At 29.3% G+C, this 19,326-nt stretch carries 19 protein-coding genes and 1 pseudogene; 16 read left to right on the top strand and 4 right to left on the bottom strand.

Translation table 11 applies throughout. The annotated features are described in order from the left end of the window. Window positions 1–3: 3 nt before the first annotated feature. Entirely contained in the window at window positions 4–1,968 is a 1,965-nt protein-coding gene (locus tag H9661_RS07745; RefSeq protein ID WP_191768109.1) for an alpha-L-arabinofuranosidase C-terminal domain-containing protein, read from the bottom strand. Window positions 1,969–2,281: 313 nt separating this feature from the next. Between H9661_RS07745 and H9661_RS07740 the strand changes: the two genes are divergently transcribed. From H9661_RS07740 to H9661_RS07725, 4 genes are all read left to right on the top strand, one after another. After that, complete coding sequence (locus H9661_RS07740; protein WP_143318004.1) at window positions 2,282–3,916, top strand: PucR family transcriptional regulator; 1,635 nt, start codon at window positions 2,282–2,284, stop codon at window positions 3,914–3,916. A 155-nt stretch (window positions 3,917–4,071) separates the two neighbouring features. Next, window positions 4,072–5,799 carry a methyl-accepting chemotaxis protein gene (locus tag H9661_RS07735; protein ID WP_143318005.1) on the top strand — a complete coding sequence of 576 codons (1,728 nt, stop codon included), beginning with the start codon at window positions 4,072–4,074 and terminating at the stop codon, window positions 5,797–5,799. Between the two features lie 284 nt (window positions 5,800–6,083). Continuing rightward, the gene (locus tag H9661_RS07730) at window positions 6,084–6,233 is read left to right on the top strand and encodes a hypothetical protein (protein ID WP_191768107.1); all 150 of its coding nucleotides are present in this window, start codon (window positions 6,084–6,086) and stop codon (window positions 6,231–6,233) included. Window positions 6,234–6,606: 373 nt separating this feature from the next. Next, window positions 6,607–7,563, top strand: coding sequence for a hypothetical protein (locus tag H9661_RS07725; protein ID WP_191768106.1), 957 nt, complete (start codon window positions 6,607–6,609; stop codon window positions 7,561–7,563). A gap of 342 nt (window positions 7,564–7,905) precedes the next feature. Here H9661_RS07725 and H9661_RS07720 read toward each other — a convergent pair whose 3' ends face one another. After that, window positions 7,906–8,268: a DUF2085 domain-containing protein gene (locus H9661_RS07720; protein WP_191768104.1), complete on the bottom strand. Its 363-nt coding sequence runs from the start codon at window positions 8,266–8,268 to the stop codon at window positions 7,906–7,908. 1 nt (window position 8,269) lies between these two features. After that, on the bottom strand, window positions 8,270–8,563 hold the full coding sequence (locus H9661_RS07715; protein WP_143318009.1) for a zinc-ribbon domain-containing protein: 294 nt from the start codon (window positions 8,561–8,563) through the stop codon (window positions 8,270–8,272). 278 nt (window positions 8,564–8,841) lie between these two features. On the opposite strand from H9661_RS07715, the gene H9661_RS07710 reads away from it, so the two are divergent. The 11 genes and pseudogenes from H9661_RS07710 (at window position 8,842) to H9661_RS07660 (ending at window position 17,862) form a co-directional block, all read left to right on the top strand. Further along, window positions 8,842–9,198: a MarR family winged helix-turn-helix transcriptional regulator gene (locus tag H9661_RS07710; protein ID WP_191768102.1), complete on the top strand. Its 357-nt coding sequence runs from the start codon at window positions 8,842–8,844 to the stop codon at window positions 9,196–9,198. 24 nt (window positions 9,199–9,222) lie between these two features. Continuing rightward, a pseudogene (locus H9661_RS20005) lies at window positions 9,223–9,564 on the top strand (FUSC family protein); the annotation flags it as partial. 8 nt (window positions 9,565–9,572) lie between these two features. After that, complete coding sequence (locus tag H9661_RS07700) at window positions 9,573–9,725, top strand: hypothetical protein (protein ID WP_191768100.1); 153 nt, start codon at window positions 9,573–9,575, stop codon at window positions 9,723–9,725. 322 nt (window positions 9,726–10,047) lie between these two features. Next, window positions 10,048–10,944, top strand: coding sequence for an ROK family protein (locus H9661_RS07695; protein ID WP_191768098.1), 897 nt, complete (start codon window positions 10,048–10,050; stop codon window positions 10,942–10,944). Between the two features lie 101 nt (window positions 10,945–11,045). Next, complete coding sequence (locus H9661_RS07690; RefSeq protein ID WP_143318014.1) at window positions 11,046–12,485, top strand: glycoside hydrolase family 1 protein; 1,440 nt, start codon at window positions 11,046–11,048, stop codon at window positions 12,483–12,485. Window positions 12,486–12,550: 65 nt separating this feature from the next. After that, window positions 12,551–12,853, top strand: a complete 303-nt coding sequence (locus H9661_RS07685; protein ID WP_143318016.1) for a PTS sugar transporter subunit IIB — start codon at window positions 12,551–12,553, stop codon at window positions 12,851–12,853. Window positions 12,854–12,869: 16 nt separating this feature from the next. Further along, window positions 12,870–14,237 carry a PTS sugar transporter subunit IIC gene (locus tag H9661_RS07680; RefSeq protein ID WP_143318017.1) on the top strand — a complete coding sequence of 456 codons (1,368 nt, stop codon included), beginning with the start codon at window positions 12,870–12,872 and terminating at the stop codon, window positions 14,235–14,237. 30 nt (window positions 14,238–14,267) lie between these two features. Next, on the top strand, window positions 14,268–14,579 hold the full coding sequence (locus H9661_RS07675; protein ID WP_143318018.1) for a PTS sugar transporter subunit IIA: 312 nt from the start codon (window positions 14,268–14,270) through the stop codon (window positions 14,577–14,579). Window positions 14,580–14,790: 211 nt separating this feature from the next. Then, entirely contained in the window at window positions 14,791–15,843 is a 1,053-nt protein-coding gene (locus tag H9661_RS07670) for a LacI family DNA-binding transcriptional regulator (RefSeq protein ID WP_191768096.1), read from the top strand. 477 nt (window positions 15,844–16,320) lie between these two features. Continuing rightward, window positions 16,321–17,070 (top strand): MBL fold metallo-hydrolase, encoded by a 750-nt coding sequence (locus H9661_RS07665; protein WP_191768094.1) that lies wholly within the window; start codon window positions 16,321–16,323, stop codon window positions 17,068–17,070. 51 nt (window positions 17,071–17,121) lie between these two features. Continuing rightward, complete coding sequence (locus H9661_RS07660; protein WP_143318022.1) at window positions 17,122–17,862, top strand: NADPH-dependent oxidoreductase; 741 nt, start codon at window positions 17,122–17,124, stop codon at window positions 17,860–17,862. Between the two features lie 195 nt (window positions 17,863–18,057). Here the strand turns inward: H9661_RS07660 and H9661_RS07655 are convergent, their stop codons facing one another. Further along, a complete protein-coding gene (locus tag H9661_RS07655) occupies window positions 18,058–18,399 on the bottom strand; it encodes a winged helix-turn-helix transcriptional regulator (RefSeq protein ID WP_143318023.1) in 342 nt (113 codons plus the stop codon). 276 nt (window positions 18,400–18,675) lie between these two features. On the opposite strand from H9661_RS07655, the gene H9661_RS07650 reads away from it, so the two are divergent. Further along, the gene (locus H9661_RS07650) at window positions 18,676–19,311 is read left to right on the top strand and encodes a flavodoxin family protein (RefSeq protein WP_191768092.1); all 636 of its coding nucleotides are present in this window, start codon (window positions 18,676–18,678) and stop codon (window positions 19,309–19,311) included. Window positions 19,312–19,326: the final 15 nt, after the last annotated feature.

Genomic DNA, 19,326 nt, shown 5'->3' with positions numbered 1-19,326 from the left:
TATTTATTCTAGCTCAATTCTAGTTATTGAATGAGCTGGGAAGGTATAATTAAAATCTCCTTTTCCTACAAAAACATTACTTCTATTGATAGTGACATTATTGGGTTGATCTAATGTGTTCATAGAATATATACTTGAACCATTCATCGTTAACACTTTTGCTTTTTTAGCATGAGTATATTTGTCAAAAACTACATTTGTTGTCACATCACTATCTGGGCTTTGGTTAACAACTAATAGATTAACATTTCCATGATTATCTTTGGCAGCAATTGTAGATAATGCACCTACATTTGGAGAACTAGCACCTTTTGCAAGTTCAATTTGAGGATTATTTTTTATTTTTGTGCTAATTTGAGTCATTCCACCTAACTTAGACATCATTTCAATAGATAAACCTGCTGGTGTTGCAACAAAATTGTCGTCTTTTCCATTACTTATAATTGCAGCATTAAATCTTCGAGCTGTCGGTGCATCAGTTTCATCTGGGTTAAATGGAGTATCGTTAAGTAAAAATCTATGTGCAAGTGGAATTCCAATGTTCTGATATTGGATAAGCTCGCTTGCATTCAAAAGACCTTCTGATAAGTTTAAATGGAAAGCTTTATCTCCATCCTTTGGTATATTTCCTTGACCATGACCATATGCTGATGGAATGAGCGGAACATGCTTTCCAGCATAACCATCTATTTCATTTTGCATATTATTTAATTTAGTTTTTTGGAATTCTGGTGCGAGAAATAACTGTTTTGTAAATTCATCTACAGGAAGATTATTTTTCGGAAAACCATCTGTAAGTGGATGGTAGGCAACACCATCATATTGATATGTTGAACCCATTGCCTCAAAAAATCCAGTTTCTCCATCTTGTGCAGCAACCTTAATATTTGGATTAACAGCCTTTAGTGCTTTGTAATAATCAACAAATCCGCCATGAGGTCCTGATTTGTATGTAATTGTAATTTTACTTCCTTTAGCTGGAATTTTACCGTGTATACCATCACCAAATGTAATTTTACCGCTTTTATTTTCAATTGTATAAACCTCATTAATAGGTAAAGCTGTCTTTAAATTATATGTTTGTTTCCATTCAACTCCGTTGACGTAAACTGTTTGGCTTTCAGGTGCAACTGGTGGATAACTTGCATAGAAATCTTGATTTGCTGTTCCTTTGCTAATCGATGAATCAGGTGTTAAATCAGCATAACCAATAGTATCTTGATTCTCAAATAAGGTAGTACCACCAAAAGCATATAATGCTGATTTTATATTTGTAGCATTAGTTGTATGCTCTCCAATTTCAATAGGTTTACCATCGCGCCAATGAGTAGCTACAGTGAGGTCATCCTCGTTTCCAACATCCCACCAATTAAAATCATATGGTTTAGGGTGACCGTTCTTTGCTCTAAGAGCAGCCCAATAACTTGGATCATTAGGATCAGAAGAAGGATGTTCGCTTATTGGTGTTGTCATATAAGCCAAATACTGAGAAGCACTTTGTACATCATCCCTATTTATGTTTAGAATCATTACACCTTTGGCTCCGGTTTTGTCAAGTAAATCACCTATTTCATCAGGCCCAAAAGTTGAAGGCTGACCAGGTCCACCATCTCTTGCACGGTTCATAGGTCTCTGATCCATTGGGCCGATAGCACGTTTCCAATCAAAACAAGTTGCACTTATAGTACCACCTCCATATCTTATTGAAGTGATTCCTAACTGTCTTACCATTTTTGTAAATGAGTGATATGCCTTTCCGGTTTTTGGATTTGCAGCACCTTCTCCGTTCTTCGTCCAATTTATTATGGCTCCGAACAGTTCAGGATTTATAACTTTACCTTCCTCAGACACATTTATAGTAATTTGGCTTGAAGGTTGTTGTTCATTCGCATAACTAGTAGTTTGCAATGGAATAATAACTATAAATATGAGAGCTAGCAGCAACGCTTTTACTTTTATCTTTTTCATTGTAATATTCCCCCTTAAATTGATGTATTCTATATAACATTAATTTAAATTTAGCATTGTTCTACTGTTTCGTTAGAAACAAATGAAAATATTAAACTTATATAGCTGTAGATTAATAGTTATATATCTTACTGTTCATTCATTATATATTTATTAAATATTTAGCTAAATCTAGATATATAAAATATTATAGATAATATTTTCCGACAACAATATGCATGAGCATAAATAATAACATATAATATTTTTGCATGTGCACAAAGGCTTATTGTTTTTGTCTATAGAAATATACAATTATGGAGGTTATATGTGAATGTTTATTAATATTATTATAGAAAAGCTAAAAATGTATGCTCCAGAAAGCTACATTAACAATAAAAGTATAACTTTTATCCAATCTGTAAAATATTTAGAAAATACTATTACAGATTTTGTTCCCGATATACTTTATGTGGGGGAGATGTCAAATTTTCCAATTAATCACATTCACTTACATGAAGCTAATTTTTTAATTATATCCAAAGATAAATTGCCTCATTCTATTGCTAAGGAAATAAATTGCAATATAATATTTATTTCTAGCAATAGTATTGTATCAATTTTTAATTCCATTTTAGATATTTTTTCTGAATATCAAAGATTAAGCTATAGCTCCTCAAGAATGTTAGATGCTCTTTTACAAGATAATGGTCTTCAGAATATTGTTAATATTGGTTTTGAACTTATTGGGAACCCTATTTTTGTTAGAAATGCTAATTTGAATATACTTACTTTTACAGAAAATATTGAAGTTGATATTCCTGTATGGGAAAATATTAAATCACGAGGTTATCAAATATATAATAAATTGCACAAGTTTTTAACAAATGAAATATTAAGTTCTGCGATACCTATATACCTAAAATCGCCTAATAGCAGGTTCAATATTAGAGAAAAGACTGGAAATGAAATAACTGAAAATTCTAAGTCTGTGTTATATGTTAATTCTAATAAAAATATTAAGTTTGCTGAATCAAGAATATGGTCAAATATTTATTGTGGAAATAAGTTTTTAGGGCAAGCTGTAATACTTGAAGTATTTAAACCGTTTAAGGAAAGTGATATATCATTGATCAATCAGTTAAGTGCTACACTGTCTATAGAACTTCAGAAACACAAATATTATGAAACAACAAATGCAGACAATAGAGATTTACTAATCTTAGATTTACTAAATGAAAAAATTAAAAATCAAGAAGCCATTAATGAAAATTTAAAATTTGCTAATTGGAATTTAAACGAATGGCTGCGTATTATCAGTATTACTATGGAGCAAGAAAAAATATCATTAATTCAATTTAAGTTTATTCTGAATTTTTTGAAAAAAATTTTTCCAGACTCTGTATGTGTTTTATACGATGGAAATATTGTTATAGTAATTAATTACATTGACGATAAAACATTCCTTGAAAGTTATTCGAAAAAATTAAATACTTTTTTAGATGATCAGAACATATTTTGTGGAATTAGCAGACCATTTTCAAATTTAATTGATATTAGTAAGTATTATAAACAGTCACTTAAATCAATAGAATTAGGAAAACACTTAAATGGTGATAAATTTATTTTTTTCTATGATTCATATATTTTGCAGCATATTTTCTCTTTATGCTCTGGTAATGAATCACTTAAGGAATTTTGTCACCCTTCGCTTTTGGAACTTATTGATTATGATAAAAAGTATAATACAGATTATGTAAATACACTATATTCATACATAATAAATTTTAAAAATCAGACAGAACTTGCTAAATTAATGAATGTACATAGAAATACTTTATATTATAGAATTTCTAAAATAGAAGAAATAATTAATATTAACTTAAATAATATAGATGAATTTGTAAGTATTTACTTATCGTTCAAAATATTGGAATATACTGGTGGAAAAATTTTCAATCATAAATGAAAGGTATAATAGGCAAAAAGATTATTTGGATGTTTCTAGGCTAATGTAATATTAATAACATACATAAATTTAACTGTACGTCAAAGTAATCATACATGTTTTGTAAGTTAAATTATAAGCATGTTGAACTAATAAACAAAGGAGAGTAATTAATTATGAACTACTTTAAAAATTTAAAAATTTCTCAAAAATTGATATCAGCTTTTATTACGGTTGCAATATTAGTTGGTGTTGTTGGGGGGGTTGGATTAAGTAATATGAATAAAATTAACACTAATGCAATAAAAATGCATGATGAAAATTTAAATTCAATACAGTACTTGTATAATTTAAGACTTAATTTTGCTGAAATACGCACGGATGTTATAAGAATATTATTTCAAAGTAAAGGTGGTAATTTAGTTAATGCGGGTAAATCTTTACCTAAAGAGGTTGATTCTTTATTTGATGAAAACAGCAAGATTATGGAAACATATAATAATATACTAACTTCTGATGATGATAAGAAAGCTCTTTCTGAATTGAAGCAAAATCAAGATGTTTATAAAAAAGAGATGGATTCAATATCAAAGCTTATAGAGGAAAATAATTATGATGCTGCTAATGAAAAATTTAAAGGGAATGTTGTTAACGTTAGAAGATTTATAGAATCTACTCTAGATCAATTAATAGATAATAATATTGCTGATGCGGACAACTTTAATACTGCAAATAAATTAACATACAGAAATTCTTCATATATTACAACTGTTTTAGTAATATTAAGTTTTATTGTAGCAATTATACTTGGCTTAGCAATATCGATGCTAATTTCAAAACAGCTCAAAAAAGTTTTGAGTTTTGCTAATGCTCTTGGTGATGGTGATTTAACCCAATCGATAGAAATACAATCTAAAGATGAAATAGGAAATCTTGCAGTTGCTTTAAATAATGCAAAAAGCAATATACATAATTTAATTAGTGAATTAGTTAACAGTATTAGTGAAATTAGTTCTAAAAGTGAAGAACTTTCAGCAAATACAGAAGAGATATATTCTAAAATGGAACTTGTAAATAAATCTACAGAGCAGATATCAAAGGGAACTCAAGATTTAAGTGCTACTACAGAAGAAGTGAATGCTTCAACTGAGGAAGTAACTACGACTACAAATATTCTTTCGAAAAATGCTGCTGATACAATGATTTCTGTAAATGAAATAAAAGAACGTGCTATGGATATAAAGAATACTGCATCTCAAAACATAGAAGAAGGAAATTTGATTTACGAAAAGAATTGCTCTAATATAACACAGGCTATTGAAGATGCAAAGGTTGTTGAACAAGTTAAGATAATGGCGGATTCTATTGCAGATATAGCAGAACAAACTAATTTACTTGCTTTAAATGCCGCAATTGAAGCCGCAAGAGCTGGTGAACAAGGAAAAGGCTTCGCTGTAGTTGCTGATGAAGTTAAACAGTTAGCTGAACAATCATCTCAATCGGTAGAAAATATTAGAAGTATGGTGGCAAAAATTCAAAATTCAGTTGATAATCTTTCGAAAAGTGGACAAGACATTCTTGAGTTTATATCTAATAATGTAAAGCCTAATTACGAGTTTCTAATGAGTACAGGTCTTCAATATGAAAAAGATGCTGAGTTTATGAGTAATATAGTAAATAATTTTGCAGCTTCATCTAAGCAAATTGATGAGGTAATAATGCAAGTGAGCAGTGCAATTGAAAATGTGTCAGGAGTGGCACAGGAATCTGCAGCAGGTTCTGAGGAGATATTAGGAAGTGTTGATGAAATCACTCATGCTATTAATGAAGTTTCAAAATCATCTCAAGTTCAGGCAGAATTTTTACAGAAACTTAATCAAATGATACAAAAATTCAAGATATAATAAAAAATTAGAATAAATGCAAGCGTTAAAGAATTACGTGTGACAGTAAATTAATGTAAATGTAAAATAAACACAATGGGAAAATCTTTTTTTCTGTTGATCGCAACTTTATTATAGAAAGAATTGTTTGAAAGGATATATTAAAAGTAAAAAATAATCATAGAAAGAAGCGGATATAGATACTGAAACATTATATGTAGATAGTATTCTGTATAACATTAAGTAATTGTGGATTTTGAAGGTCACCATTCGACTCCACCAATGAAACCCATGACAGTGATGTCGTGGGTCTTTTTCTTACGTGTCCATTATGGGGTATAACAGCAGTAGGAACTTGTACTGCTATTATTAAGGTGGCGGAAGCTGATGGAAATAAAACTACTGCTTGTTCTGTTACTGATGTAGAAGAATTTTATATAATATTAACAGAATAAGATATATGAGTTCTATAATGGGAAAAATACTTATAAGTAAGCTCAGTCGATTATTAGTTGACATTAATAAATAATCTATAGTAAAATAAACTTGTATATTGACATATAATGTAATAATGGGTAATAAATGAAACTAATTCAAACTATAGTGTTAGTGAAAAAAGGACAAGCTCATATACAGTTATTGTAGTGATATTAATATTAATTTTAATATATATTCAGTACCTGGCACATGCCTAAGTATTGAAATAACTGTAAATTTATTTGTGGTAATATAGAAACTTTCTTAATTAAGAACGCAAAATAAGCGTTAAATAACTTATTTTTAAATCATAAGTGAGAAATTTATTTAAACTATATGGGGGGGATTATTATGAAAAAATTATTTTCTAGACATTTGATTTTTACAATGATATTTATTTTTATGATGTCTACAAATGCATTAGCAACAACAGTAAGTGTTGGTGCTGATGGAACAGCAAATTTTACAAATGCTCAGTTCTATGTATTAGGTTCATCGAATGTTACTACATATAACACTTCTTCTGGTACAACAGTATCTGGAGCAATTTATCCTGGTGATCTTTGCAAGGTGTTAGATGCTACAGGAACCTACTGGAAGGTTAGTTATCCAACATCAAAAGGTGCAAAGATAGCTTATGTAAATAAAGCAAATATCCTTAGCAGCACAAGTTATTCTAAAAGAATAAGCATAAGTGCCAATGAAACGGTCTATACTAAATCAGATATGAGTACTAGATTTGGTTCTGTTTATACTACAGATACGATATATATGTTATCTCCTATATCAAATGGTAAGGCGCAGATAATATACAATGTGTCAGGTGGTTATAAAATAGGCTGGATTTATACAACAACAACAACAAAAGATATCTTCGAAAAAGAGAGGATTAAATTCCCAAATGGAAAGTATTGGAATCACCCATTTGGAGGAAACAATCCTGATGGATATTCATCAACACCAAGTAGTCATTCAGGGCATAATTATTATGGTACCTGTGGTTGTAACAGTTATGATGGTGCGATACAATGTTATGGATTTGCTTTGAAAGTAGGAGCTGATTTGTACGGGAAATCACCAAGACAATGGACAAGGAGTACGTCAAAGAGTGATGTTTATAACCTAAGACCTGGAGATTATATCAGATTCAAAAATGACAGACATTCTGCTATTGTAACTGGAAGAGATAGTAATTACATATATGTTGTTGAATGTAATGTTGATGGAAGAAATGGAATCAGTTGGAATGGAAAATATAGCATTTCAACTGTGTATAGTACTTTAACTGAAATCCGTAAACATCCTTAGAATAGTAATCCCTAAAGTTATTGAACAAGAATAAAAGGATATTTGGGTTACTAAAAGATGACTTAAGGATTTGATGTTAATCAATAAAGTAATTCTGAAATAGCTAAAGTTAGTATAGTGCTAGCTTTAGCTATTTTACAATAGAAAACTAAAATATATTTATTCTGTAAGTGGCAACATTACAATATGCGAAGTTAATAAAGAAATATTATATTATAAGAATTATTCAAACAATCTATGTGAATTTCAAAGGGCACGCTTCGCCTCCACCAATGAAACCCTCGGCTAAATAAATTAGTCGAGGGTTCTAGTATTAGCTTCTTTACTTATTAAGTACAAACCTTAATGATTTTTAGCAAAATTATGGCCGCATTTCAATGTGAAAATAATTGATATTATAAAGATATTACACAAAGCATAGCCAAAAAAAAGACCTGTAAAAAATCTTTTCAAATTATTACTTTTATAATTAGTTAGTAATTGCATAAAACCATCTAAAATCAGTGGAGTCATTAAAAGTAAGTTGTATATTACATTGGGATGATATAAAGAAAATAGAAAAGGTGAACAAATCATTCCGATTAGCTCACCAGTGCATCTAGCACATATAGGAAATTTCTTGTTTCTAAAATAGAAAGATCTATCTGCTCTACAATGGCAGCCAAAAATAATTGGTAACCATTTATAAAAAAAACCTTTTTCCATTTTATAAACCAGACATAGCTCCAGCAGCTCCAAGCATAAACATAAGTACATAAAATACTATTATACAAATAACTGAAACTAAAGCTCCAATACCAGCTGCTTTTGATGTTCTTGGTTTAGTATCTTTCCAAACTAAAAATAAAACCAGTCCAACAACTGGAACACAACATCCTAATAATCCCCATGCAAAACCACCATTATCTACAACTGTTGGATTTAGATTTGTAGAAACTCCACAATGGATGCATACAGATGCCTTATCATCAATTTCTTTTCCGCAATTCTTACAAAACATTATAATTCCACCCCCTTAACATAGAAATTATATATAAATACTAACTAATTGTCAATATGTTAGAGTTATTGTAAAATTGTATACTTTTTTGGTTAAGTATGTTATATTCTTAAGAAATTACCAATACTCAATTTTAGCTTAATCATAAAAATAATATAAAAATGTATAGGAGTGAAGATGAAATTAATTGTTAAATGAAAGAAGATCAGGGCAGTGGATAACTAGAATTTGATATTTATGAACCTTTTAAGGGTAACTAAATGTGAGGTGAAATAAAATTGAATTTATATGGTCATAAAGTAAATCAGCTGGCTCGGAATTTTACAAAGAAATTAAATGAGAAAATTTCTCTTCTTGGTTTATATTCTTTACAATGGGCTATTATATTATATTTGCATGAAAAAAAGCAATGTATACAAATTCAATTGTGTAAATATCTCGGTGTAGAAGCGCCTACAGTTACTAGGACATTAACTAGGATGGAAGAAATGGGATTAGTAATCCGAAATGAGGGAAAAGATAAGCGTGAAAGACTTATAAAACTAACAGAAAAAGCGTATGAGATGTTTCCTAAATGGCATCAAGCTGCTCAAGATTTAAAAATAGAGGCTATAAGTAACATTGATAGAGATTAACTAGAGATTTTTAATAATATTTTAGAAAAAATGGGAATAAATCTTATGAACTTAAAAACTGCGTATAATACAGCATTAGGTGAGATTCCTCATAATGAGGAAATGCTTGAAATGATGTGGCCAGTATTTTTCTCCTTAGAACATGTTAGCTAATTGCTTGATCAATACTGCCCAACAAAGGGGAATTTAAGTTTATCTGATGAAGATTTAGCACAACTATTGCTTGTATTAGAAACAATGGCAACATCTATTGAGCAGAAAAAAGCAATAAAACCTAAAAGACTCACTATTATAGAAGAAATATCTCAAATTTGTGAAGAAATTAATTCAGTTCAAGAAGCACTGACTATGAAGAGTGCGTGGTAAAAAAATTAATGATTAAACTTGCAAAAGATGATCAATATTTTGGTAGGAAACGTGCAATGATTCTTTTTAAAAATCCAGAAGATGTACTTATAGCTAAAAGCTTTCTTAAGCCTGTGGTATTTTTTATACAAAAATATAAAAAATATATTGAAATGCAATAACATATAGTGTATTATATAAACATAAACACGTGTTCACACAGTAGAATCTTAGTATGAGTTCTAAAATAAAAATATAAATTATAGTAGTTTTAAATTATTATATTTACTATATGGCGGTAATAATCATGATTTGAACTAGTATTGTGAAAAGAATAGTTATATACAACAAAAAAAATAAATTTTTTTAAACGCTAATAAACGCGCGTTTATTAAACAGAGATTTATGAACATATTATGATATTTAAATAATGAATGTTAATGAAGTTATATGAAGCTTATAAAAGTCATCATATTAAAATCATTAAATTTGAGGAGAGATGTTATGAGAAAATATAATTTAGGAATTGATATAGGAGGAACTTTTATCAAATATGCTTTAGTAGATGAGCACTATAATATTCAAAAAAAGTGGAAGAACAAAACTATCAAATTTCCTAATAAAGATGATTTGTATGATTATATATGCTCTAATGTAGATAATATTGATGAAATCAATGTAATCGGTGTCAGTGCGCCGGGACTTATAGATAAAAAATCAAATGTAAAATCATATGCGGCTCCTAATATTACTGTTATGTATGATACAAACATAAATGATGAGATTATGAAAAGAATGGACAAAAGAGTTGTATCAATAAATGATGCGAAAGCAGCAGGATTGTGTGAATTTCAAATTGGAAATGCAAAAGGGAGTGAATCAGCGGCATTTTTAATTATAGGTACAGGAACAGGTGGTTGTGTATGCGATCAAAATGGTGTTATATACGGTAAGGATTCATATGCAGGAGAATTTCATAATATTCCTTTTGTAAACGATAAGACTAAGGAAATTCAAAAAATGGGTGATTATTCATCAATAACGGGGCTAATAAACATATATAATAGCAAAGTTAATGAAAACGATTATCTCAAATATGGACAAGAAGTATGTAAGAAATATTTAGAGGGAGATGAAATAGCAGAAGTTTCAATTGAAGAATGGATAAAAAACATAGTAATTCAATTAGTGGCTATAACTGTTTTTTACAACCCTGAAATTATATGTATAGGCGGTGGAATATCAGAATCAGATTGGTTTATAGATAAAATCAAGAAAGAGTATAAAGATATTTGTACTAAATATTTTGAAGCAGATTTTATTACTACAGAAATTGAACGATGTATGTATAATAATGATGCAAATATACTAGGAGCTATTATAAATGCAAATATAAAATAATAATGGATTTCTTAATATAAAAAGAGCAATAGTCATGATAAAGATTGGAAATAGACAAAATTATAATAGATTATAAATTAAGATTGTAGGGGGATGATTAAGTGATATATGAAAAAGTAGAAAAATTCAAAGATGATTTCTTATGGGGATCAGCATCAGCTGCTTATCAGATTGAAGGTGCATGGAACAAAGATGGAAAAGGTGAAAGTATATGGGATTTATATACGAGAATCCCTGGTACAACTTATAAAGATACAAATGGAAACATAGCAGTAGATCATTATAACAGATATAAAGAAGATGTAGCGTTAATGGCTGAAATGAAGTTAAAGGCCTATAGATTCTCAATTGCTTGGAGCCGTATATATCCTAATGGAAGAGGCGAAATAAATGAAGATGGATTAAAGTTTTATGAAAACTTAATAGATGAATTAATAAAAAATAATATAAAACCAATAATTACATTGTATCATTGGGATCTGCCACAATATTTACAAGATTTATATGGCGGATGGGAATCAAGAGAGATAATTAAGGATTTTGATGAATATTGCATAACACTATTTAAGAGATTTGGTGATAAGGTAAAATACTGGGTAACGCTTAATGAACAAAATGTATTTTTAACATTAGGTTATCTGACAGCATTACACCCACCAGGTGTTAAAGATCATAAAAGAATGCTACAAGCTAACCATATTGCCAATATAGCGAATGCAAAAGTTATTGAATCATTCAGAAATTATGTACCAAATGGAAAAATTGGGCCAAGCTTTGCATTTGGACCTACTTATCCATACAGCTGTAATCCAGAAGATGTTCTGGCAGCAGAAAATGCAGAAGATTTAAATTGTAACTGGTGGCTTGATGTTTATTGCAAAGGTATATATCCAGCATTTGCATTTAAATACTATGAGAGATTAGGAATAGCACCATTAATTGAAGATGGTGATTTAGAACTATTGAAAAGAGCAAAACCAGATTTTATAGGTATAAATTATTATCAGACTGCTACTGTTGCAATGAATCCATTAGATGGAGTTGGTGCAGCTGAAAGCATGAATAATACAGGAAAAAAAGGTACAACAAAAGAAAGTGGAATCCCTGGTGTATATAAAAACGTAAAAAATCAGCATTTAAAAACAACAAATTGGGATTGGGCAATTGATCCTACAGGATTAAGAGTTGGACTTAGAAGATTAACAAGCAGATATAATCTTCCTATATTAATTACTGAAAATGGTCTTGGGGAATTTGATAAGCTGGAGGAAAATGAAGTTGTAAATGATGATTATAGAATAGAGTATCTTAAAGAACATATTAAAGTATGTAAAGAAGCAATCGCAGATGGAGTTAATCTTTTAGGATATTGTACTTGGTCGTTTACAGATTTATTGAGCTGGTTAAATGGATATCAGAAGCGTTATGGATTTGTATATGTAGATAGAGATGAGAATGATGAAAGGGAATTAAAAAGAATTAAAAAGAAAAGTTTCTATTGGTATAAGGATGTTATAAGTACTAATGGAGAAGAATTATAAAGCTTAAGCCAATAATTGAATTTTATATAAACATTAGACAAAAATATTGTTAGGAGTGGTTAATTATGAAAAAAATATTATTAGTATGTTCAGCAGGGATGTCTACAAGCTTGTTGGTAACTAAAATGCAAGCTGCAGCTAAAGAAAAAGGTATTGAAATAGGAATTGAAGCTCTCCCAGTAGCTGAATGCAGTACAGTTATTGATAGTGTAGATATAGTTCTTTTAGGACCACAAGTTCGTTTTCAAAAACCACAAGTTGAAAAACTTGTAAGTGGAAGAATACCAGTAGAAGTAATAGATATGAGAGCGTATGGAACTATGAATGGAAAAGTAATCTTAGAAGATGCACTTACTAAAATTAAATAAAAAGGAGTAAATAACTATGAGTATTGTTGAGAAATTTCAAGGTTTAATTGAAAGAATGTTAGTCCCTCTGTCATCAAAACTAAATTCACAGAGACATATATGCGCAGTGAGAGATGCGTTTATATTATCATTCCCATTAACTATGGCAGGATCTCTTATGGTATTGCTTAATAATGTTTTGTTATCGCCAGATGGATTTATTTTAAAGATATTGAGATTAGATAAGGTTTTTGAGAATATTGGACAATATCAAGCAATATTTAGTCCAGTTTTAAAGGGTTCAGCAGATATATTTGCAATACTAATAGTGTTCTTAATCGCAAGAAACCTTGCGAAACAGCTTAAGGGTGATGATTTATTAACAGGTATGACTGCAATTTCTGTTTACTTTATAATTTATCCAGATTATTTCAATTCAGAAGGTGTAAATTATATCACAACAAAGTATACAGGCGCTCAAGGATTATTCGTAGCTATAATAATTGGATTACTAGTCGGCGAATTGATGTCAAGATTATCACAATCTAAAAAACTAGAAATTAAAATGCCAGAACAAGTACCTCCAGCAGTAGCAAGATCATTTAAAGTATTATTACCTATAATTATAACAACTATGTTATTTTCAATTGTAAACTTTTTCGTTAAAAAAATAGCACCAGGTGGATTACATGAATTAATTTACAGCATTATTCAGACACCATTAACAAAGATGAGTCAAAGTATAGGTTCTGTAATAATATTATCATTCTTATCTCAAGCACTTTGGGTTATGGGTATACATGGACCTAATACTATAGCAGCAATACGTGATACTATGTTCTCAGAAGCTGGCAATGCAAATCTTTCATATGTAGCTCAGCATGCTACTGCATGGGGAGCACCTTACCCAATAACATATAGCGGATTAGCTAGTGCTTTCTCTGAATATGGAGGATCAGGATGTACATTAGGTTTAGTAATATCTATTTTAATATTCAGCAAAGCAAGGGAACAAAAAAGTATAGCAAAACTTTCTTTTGCACCAGGATTATTCAATATTAATGAAATGGTTATATTTGGTTTGCCTATAGTTTTAAATCCAATTTACATAATTCCGTTTATATTAACACCTTTGGTAAATATTTTAATAGGATATATATCTATTATGGTTTTGAAAATAATACCACCAGTAGTATATGGAATTCCATGGACAACACCAGGACCATTAATGCCTTTCTTGGGAACAGGTGGAAACATTATGGCGTTAGTTATAGGCTTTATCTGCCTTGCAGTTAGCGTGTTAATATATGCACCTTTTGTAATTGCAGCAAATAAAGCAGAAGGAATAGAAGATGAAAATGAAAAGGATTATGAAAATAATGGAGAAATAGTAGAATCAATTTAAAATATTTTTAATAAGGTAGGAGAGTTACATATGGAAGGAATTGAATTAATAGCCTTTGAAATAATAAGTAACGTTGGAATGGCTAAATCACTAGCTCTTGAAGCGTTAAGAGATGTACGAGAAGGCAGATATGATGAAGCAGAAAAAAAGATGTCTGAAGCATCAGAGTATCTTGTAAAGGGTCATCATGCACATACATCATTGATACAAAAGGAAGCAGCAGGAGAAAAAGTGGAATTTTCATTAATAATAATGCATGCAGAAGATCAAATGATGGCGGCAGAAACAATCAAATCGTTGGTTGAAGAAATGATAGAAATATTTAAAGAGTTAAAGAAATAAAAAGTAGATATTTAAAGGATGTATCTGATATTTTCTCTGATACATCCTTTAAGTTTTTATAATTATGTAGTTTTTATGATGATGATTAGATGTATTTGTTTTAACATGGTAGTGTACAGTATGCTTATTGGTAAAAGTTATTGAAAAATATATACTAATATTATAATATATAGTATGAACACGGGTTTATAAGTGGAGGTATTAAAAAATTATGAATAGTAGTGACATTGCAAAACTTGCAGGAGTATCACGTAGTACAGTATCTAGAGTTATAAATAATTATTCAAATGTTCCAGAGGAAACAAGAGAAAAGGTCTTGAAAATAATTAAAGAATATGACTATGTGCCACATGCTTCGGCTAGAATGCTTGCAGGAAGTAAAAACAAAGTTATTGGATTATTTATTATAGATATGGTATATAGATCATATGGATTAAAAAGTAGAATTACAAAAAGTCCATATTATTTAGAATTTACTAGTTCGGTAATAGAAACTGCTAGTGAAATGGGATATACAGTTCTTGTTTATATAATACATAATGTACAAGGGTATGAGAAGATTAAAGAATGTTTTTATAATAAAACAATTTCTGGTGGTATATTTATAGGACAAAATGATGATGATAAAGTAATAAAAAAAATAATTGATGGTGGATATAAGGTTGTATTAGTTGATCAGTCAATTAAACCTGATGACGTTTCTTATAAAAAATGTATGATAGTAAATGCTGATAATTATGGTGGTGCATATAATGCTACAAAGTATTTTATAGATCTTAATCATACTGAAATAGTACATATTACAGGTGGAACAGGTAAATTTTCATCAAAGGATAGGATTAGAGGATATAAAAAAGCATTGGAAGAAGCAGGTATACCTATAAATAAAAACTTGATTATAAATAGTGAATTTATTGAAGATGGTGGATATAATGCTGTTAAGAAACTATTTAACAAAAATATCAAGTTTACAGCTATTTTTGCAAGTAATGATAAAATAGCTTTTGGAGCTATAAAGGCAATAAAAGAAGCAGGACTTAGAGTGCCAGAAGATATTTCAGTAATAGGATTTGATGATATTGAAGCATCAAAATATTTTAATCCACCACTTACTTCAATGAAAATGGAGCTAGTACAAATGGCAGAATTAGCAACAAAATCTATTATTACATCAATAGATAATAATGTGGTATTTTCAGCTAATTATGTTATTCCAGTTAAGTTTGTAGAAAGAAAAAGCTGTTATGATAATAATTCAAAATGATTATATGAATTTTTTTAGAACTTATAGTAATATATTCTTGATTATTAATCATAAAAAACACCTTTTAGTGAAAATTTTATTGTTGCAGATAAATTTTACGCTAAATAGGTGTTTTTTTTATGACTTTTTATATGTTTAAATTAAATTTTTTCTTAAAATAGATATTTCTAATTATATAGGAATTTAATAGTTGCAAGTTAAATAAAAATATTATTAAGTATCAATACTAAAATCTCAAATTCAAGATACATCATCAATGCAGAGGGTAATCGCAAAAGAAGAGATAAATAATTTAACTTTTAATGAAAATATTTAAATAGTGTATTGACAATTACAATTAAATTGAATAAAATTTAATTGCAACCTATATAAAATTCTTATATAGGTTCCTTAATACTTTTAAAAAGATAAAATTAAGTTTTTTAAAACTTAATTAGTTTACTAATAAAAAATAATAATATATTGGAGGGATAGGTTATGAAAATTTTAGCCTTAGAATTTTATAATAATGGAAGAATGAAGGAAGCGTTTGCTTTAGGAGGATCTCTTGAAAAAGAAAAGATTGATACTACTAAAGAATATCCTGCAAGTTTGCAAAACTATTTGATCGATACAGGGAGTGAAGTTATATTAGTTGATACAGGGCTTCCTGTTGAAACACCTGACTTTGAAGATAAGCCTGATCAAGCACTTTATATGGGAGAAAAGGTTGCAAACTTTACAGAAGCATTAAAAAATATAGGATATGAGCCAAAAGATGTTAATAAAATTATTTTAACTCACAAACACCCTGATCATGCTGGTGAATTAAGATTATTTGAGCATGCACAAATTTATATTTCACGCATTGAAGCTGATGCTATGAAGATAAATGGTGAAAATATAATTAAGGTTGATTTTACTGATGGTAAATATAAAAACTTTGCAGAAAGTCAAATTATAAGCGAAAATATTATAATGTTGCCAGCTTATGGACATACTACTGGTAACTCATTAGTTATTGTTGAAAATAACGACTTAAATTATATGATTCATGGTGACGTAACTTATACTGATGAAGCTTTAAGGAGAAATAAATTATCTGTAGTTTTCGAGGATAAGGACTTGGCACAACAAACATTAGAAAATGTAAGAACTTTTGTTAAAGAAAATGACACTGTTTATTTAGGTACTCATACTCCTGAAGCTTTGGATTCATTACAAAATAATATTATTATGAAACTATAAAAATATAATCTATTTTTTACTTAGTTAAAATATTTTATGGAGGGACTATTTATGAATAATACAATAAATACAATGAAAAATCATAGATCAATAAGACAATATTTAGATAAAGATGTTTCAGATGAATTAATCGATGAAATTGTCAAAAGTGCTCAAGCTATGCCTAACTCAATAAATGGACAACAAACATCTGTTATAGTTGTAAGAGATAAAAAGAAGAGAGAAAAATTAGCAGAACTCGTTGGTAATCAAGAATATGTTGCAAAAGCTCCAGTATTCTTAGTATTTGTGATGGATTTCTATAGAACTTATCTTGCAGGTGAAAAAACTGGTCTTAAGCAAGTAATTCATGAAGATATAGAAGGTATTCTTGCAGGAGGTGTAGATGTTGGAATAGCTTTAGGAGCGTCTGTTGTTGCTGCCGAATCATTTGGACTTGGCACAGTACCTATTGGAGGTATCAGAAAAAATCCAGAAGAAGTTATAGAAATATTAGGATTACCTAAATATACTTTTCCAATGGTAGGTTTAGTTATTGGATATCCAGCCGATGAATCACATAAAAAACCTAGAGTTCCTTTTGATAGCTTTAAGCATAACGAAAGTTATGATATAAAAGCTGTTGAAGATTCAATTAATGTTTATGATGAACAAATGGATGAATATTTAAAGGAAATTGGAAGATCTGAGCAAGAGACAAATTGGAGTACTTTCACTTCAAGAATTTATCAATCAGTTTATTATCCTAAAGTTAAAGAGGCTATTAATAAACAAGGATTAAAAACTAAGTAATTGGTATATAAATTATTTATAATTATGGTGGATTTTAAAGATCATGCTTTGTTTCCATCATGAAACCCACGATAATACAGAGGTGTATTGTTGTGGGTTTTATGTTTTTTAGAGAAAATGAGAGTTAGTTATATTTAGGCTGCAAGTATATTCGAAGAATTATATAATATCTTTAATTCAATATACTAAATTGAATTATTTGCATCCACTGTCTAAGTGAGAATAATATTTAATAGACCAAGACTCAATTTCTTTAATGATTTTAGTAAGGTCTCTTCCTTTTTTAGTAAGATAATATTCAACTTTTGGTGGGATTTCAGGATAAATATGTTTATTTATTAAGTCGTCATTTTCTAATTCTTTAAGCTTTTCATTTAATACCTTTTGACTTATTCCCTTAGTTATTCGTTGAAGCTCTAAGAATCTTTTAGGTTCATCATATAAATGACATAATAAAACTGCCTTCCATTTACCCCTGATAAAATCCATTGCAAAATCTAATAAACATACATAGTGCCTACCATTATAATTTATCATTTGCTTACCTACCTTTAATCTTTTATATTTAATAAAACTTGATTAACCATGCAGTAGAATTACAGTATATACCAAGTAACTTCATAATAACAAATTTCTAAATTAAAATAAACATATATTATTTTTAAGTGAAATTTTACTTTATACTAACATAGATATTGCAATAAATCTTACTTAAAGGTAAGTAATCTAACTAAAAAGTGCGTACTTGTTACCTATATTAGTGAACCATATAATAAACATATGTTTGGAAATAAATTATATGGAGGTATATATATGAAAGTAGTTGTTTTTAATGGAAGTCCTAAAAAGAATGGAAATACTTATGAGGCAATAAAGGTCGTAGTAGCAGAGTTAGAGAAAGAAAATATAGAGGTAGAGATTATTCATGTTGGAAATAAGATAATACGTGGATGTGTTGATTGTGGAGGATGCAGTAGAAACATGAATGAAAGATGTGTTATGCAGAATGATGAGGTTAATGATTGGATTCAAAAGATGAAGGAAGCTGATGGAATTATTCTAGGTTCTCCTGTACATTATTCAGCTATACCAGGAACCATGAAATCATTTTTGGATCGTGCATTTTTAGTTACATCTGTGAATAATGGAATGCTTAGACATAAGGTAGGGGCTAGTGTGGTGGCAGTAAGAAGATCCGGTGGTGTTCCAACATTTGAACAGTTGAATAATTATATCAATTATTCAGAGATGGTAATACCATCATCAAATTATTGGAATGTAGTTCATGGCAGAGAACCAGGGGAAGCAGTACAGGATCACGAAGGGATGCAAATTATGAGTGTTCTAGGAAAGAATATGGCATGGTTATTGAAGGTTATTGATTCTGGTAAAAATAATGTAAAGGAAAATGAAAGAGAAGATAAAATATTTACCAACTTCATAAGATAAGCGTTGAAGGTAAAT

It is taken from the genome of Clostridium cibarium (genome assembly GCF_014836335.1).
Taxonomy (GTDB): domain Bacteria; phylum Bacillota; class Clostridia; order Clostridiales; family Clostridiaceae; genus Clostridium; species Clostridium cibarium.
This window is presented reverse-complemented; position numbering and strand designations above follow the sequence as displayed.

Excerpts from the sequence above, each read along its gene's own strand:
- H9661_RS07725 (WP_191768106.1), top strand. The coding sequence starts at position 6,607 with ATGAAAAAATTATTTTCTAGACATTTGATTTTTACAATGATATTTATT.
- H9661_RS07715 (WP_143318009.1), bottom strand. The coding sequence starts at position 8,563 with ATGTTTTGTAAGAATTGCGGAAAAGAAATTGATGATAAGGCATCTGTA.
- H9661_RS07735 (WP_143318005.1), top strand. The coding sequence starts at position 4,072 with ATGAACTACTTTAAAAATTTAAAAATTTCTCAAAAATTGATATCAGCT.
- H9661_RS07655 (WP_143318023.1), bottom strand. The coding sequence starts at position 18,399 with ATGATAAATTATAATGGTAGGCACTATGTATGTTTATTAGATTTTGCA.
- H9661_RS07745 (WP_191768109.1), bottom strand. The coding sequence starts at position 1,968 with ATGAAAAAGATAAAAGTAAAAGCGTTGCTGCTAGCTCTCATATTTATA.
- H9661_RS07650 (WP_191768092.1), top strand. The coding sequence starts at position 18,676 with ATGAAAGTAGTTGTTTTTAATGGAAGTCCTAAAAAGAATGGAAATACT.
- H9661_RS07700 (WP_191768100.1), top strand. The coding sequence starts at position 9,573 with ATGATTAAACTTGCAAAAGATGATCAATATTTTGGTAGGAAACGTGCA.
- H9661_RS07695 (WP_191768098.1), top strand. The coding sequence starts at position 10,048 with ATGAGAAAATATAATTTAGGAATTGATATAGGAGGAACTTTTATCAAA.
- H9661_RS07680 (WP_143318017.1), top strand. The coding sequence starts at position 12,870 with ATGAGTATTGTTGAGAAATTTCAAGGTTTAATTGAAAGAATGTTAGTC.
- H9661_RS07675 (WP_143318018.1), top strand. The coding sequence starts at position 14,268 with ATGGAAGGAATTGAATTAATAGCCTTTGAAATAATAAGTAACGTTGGA.
- H9661_RS07670 (WP_191768096.1), top strand. The coding sequence starts at position 14,791 with ATGAATAGTAGTGACATTGCAAAACTTGCAGGAGTATCACGTAGTACA.
- H9661_RS07665 (WP_191768094.1), top strand. The coding sequence starts at position 16,321 with ATGAAAATTTTAGCCTTAGAATTTTATAATAATGGAAGAATGAAGGAA.
- H9661_RS07740 (WP_143318004.1), top strand. The coding sequence starts at position 2,282 with ATGTTTATTAATATTATTATAGAAAAGCTAAAAATGTATGCTCCAGAA.
- H9661_RS07685 (WP_143318016.1), top strand. The coding sequence starts at position 12,551 with ATGAAAAAAATATTATTAGTATGTTCAGCAGGGATGTCTACAAGCTTG.
- H9661_RS07720 (WP_191768104.1), bottom strand. The coding sequence starts at position 8,268 with ATGGAAAAAGGTTTTTTTTATAAATGGTTACCAATTATTTTTGGCTGC.
- H9661_RS07660 (WP_143318022.1), top strand. The coding sequence starts at position 17,122 with ATGAATAATACAATAAATACAATGAAAAATCATAGATCAATAAGACAA.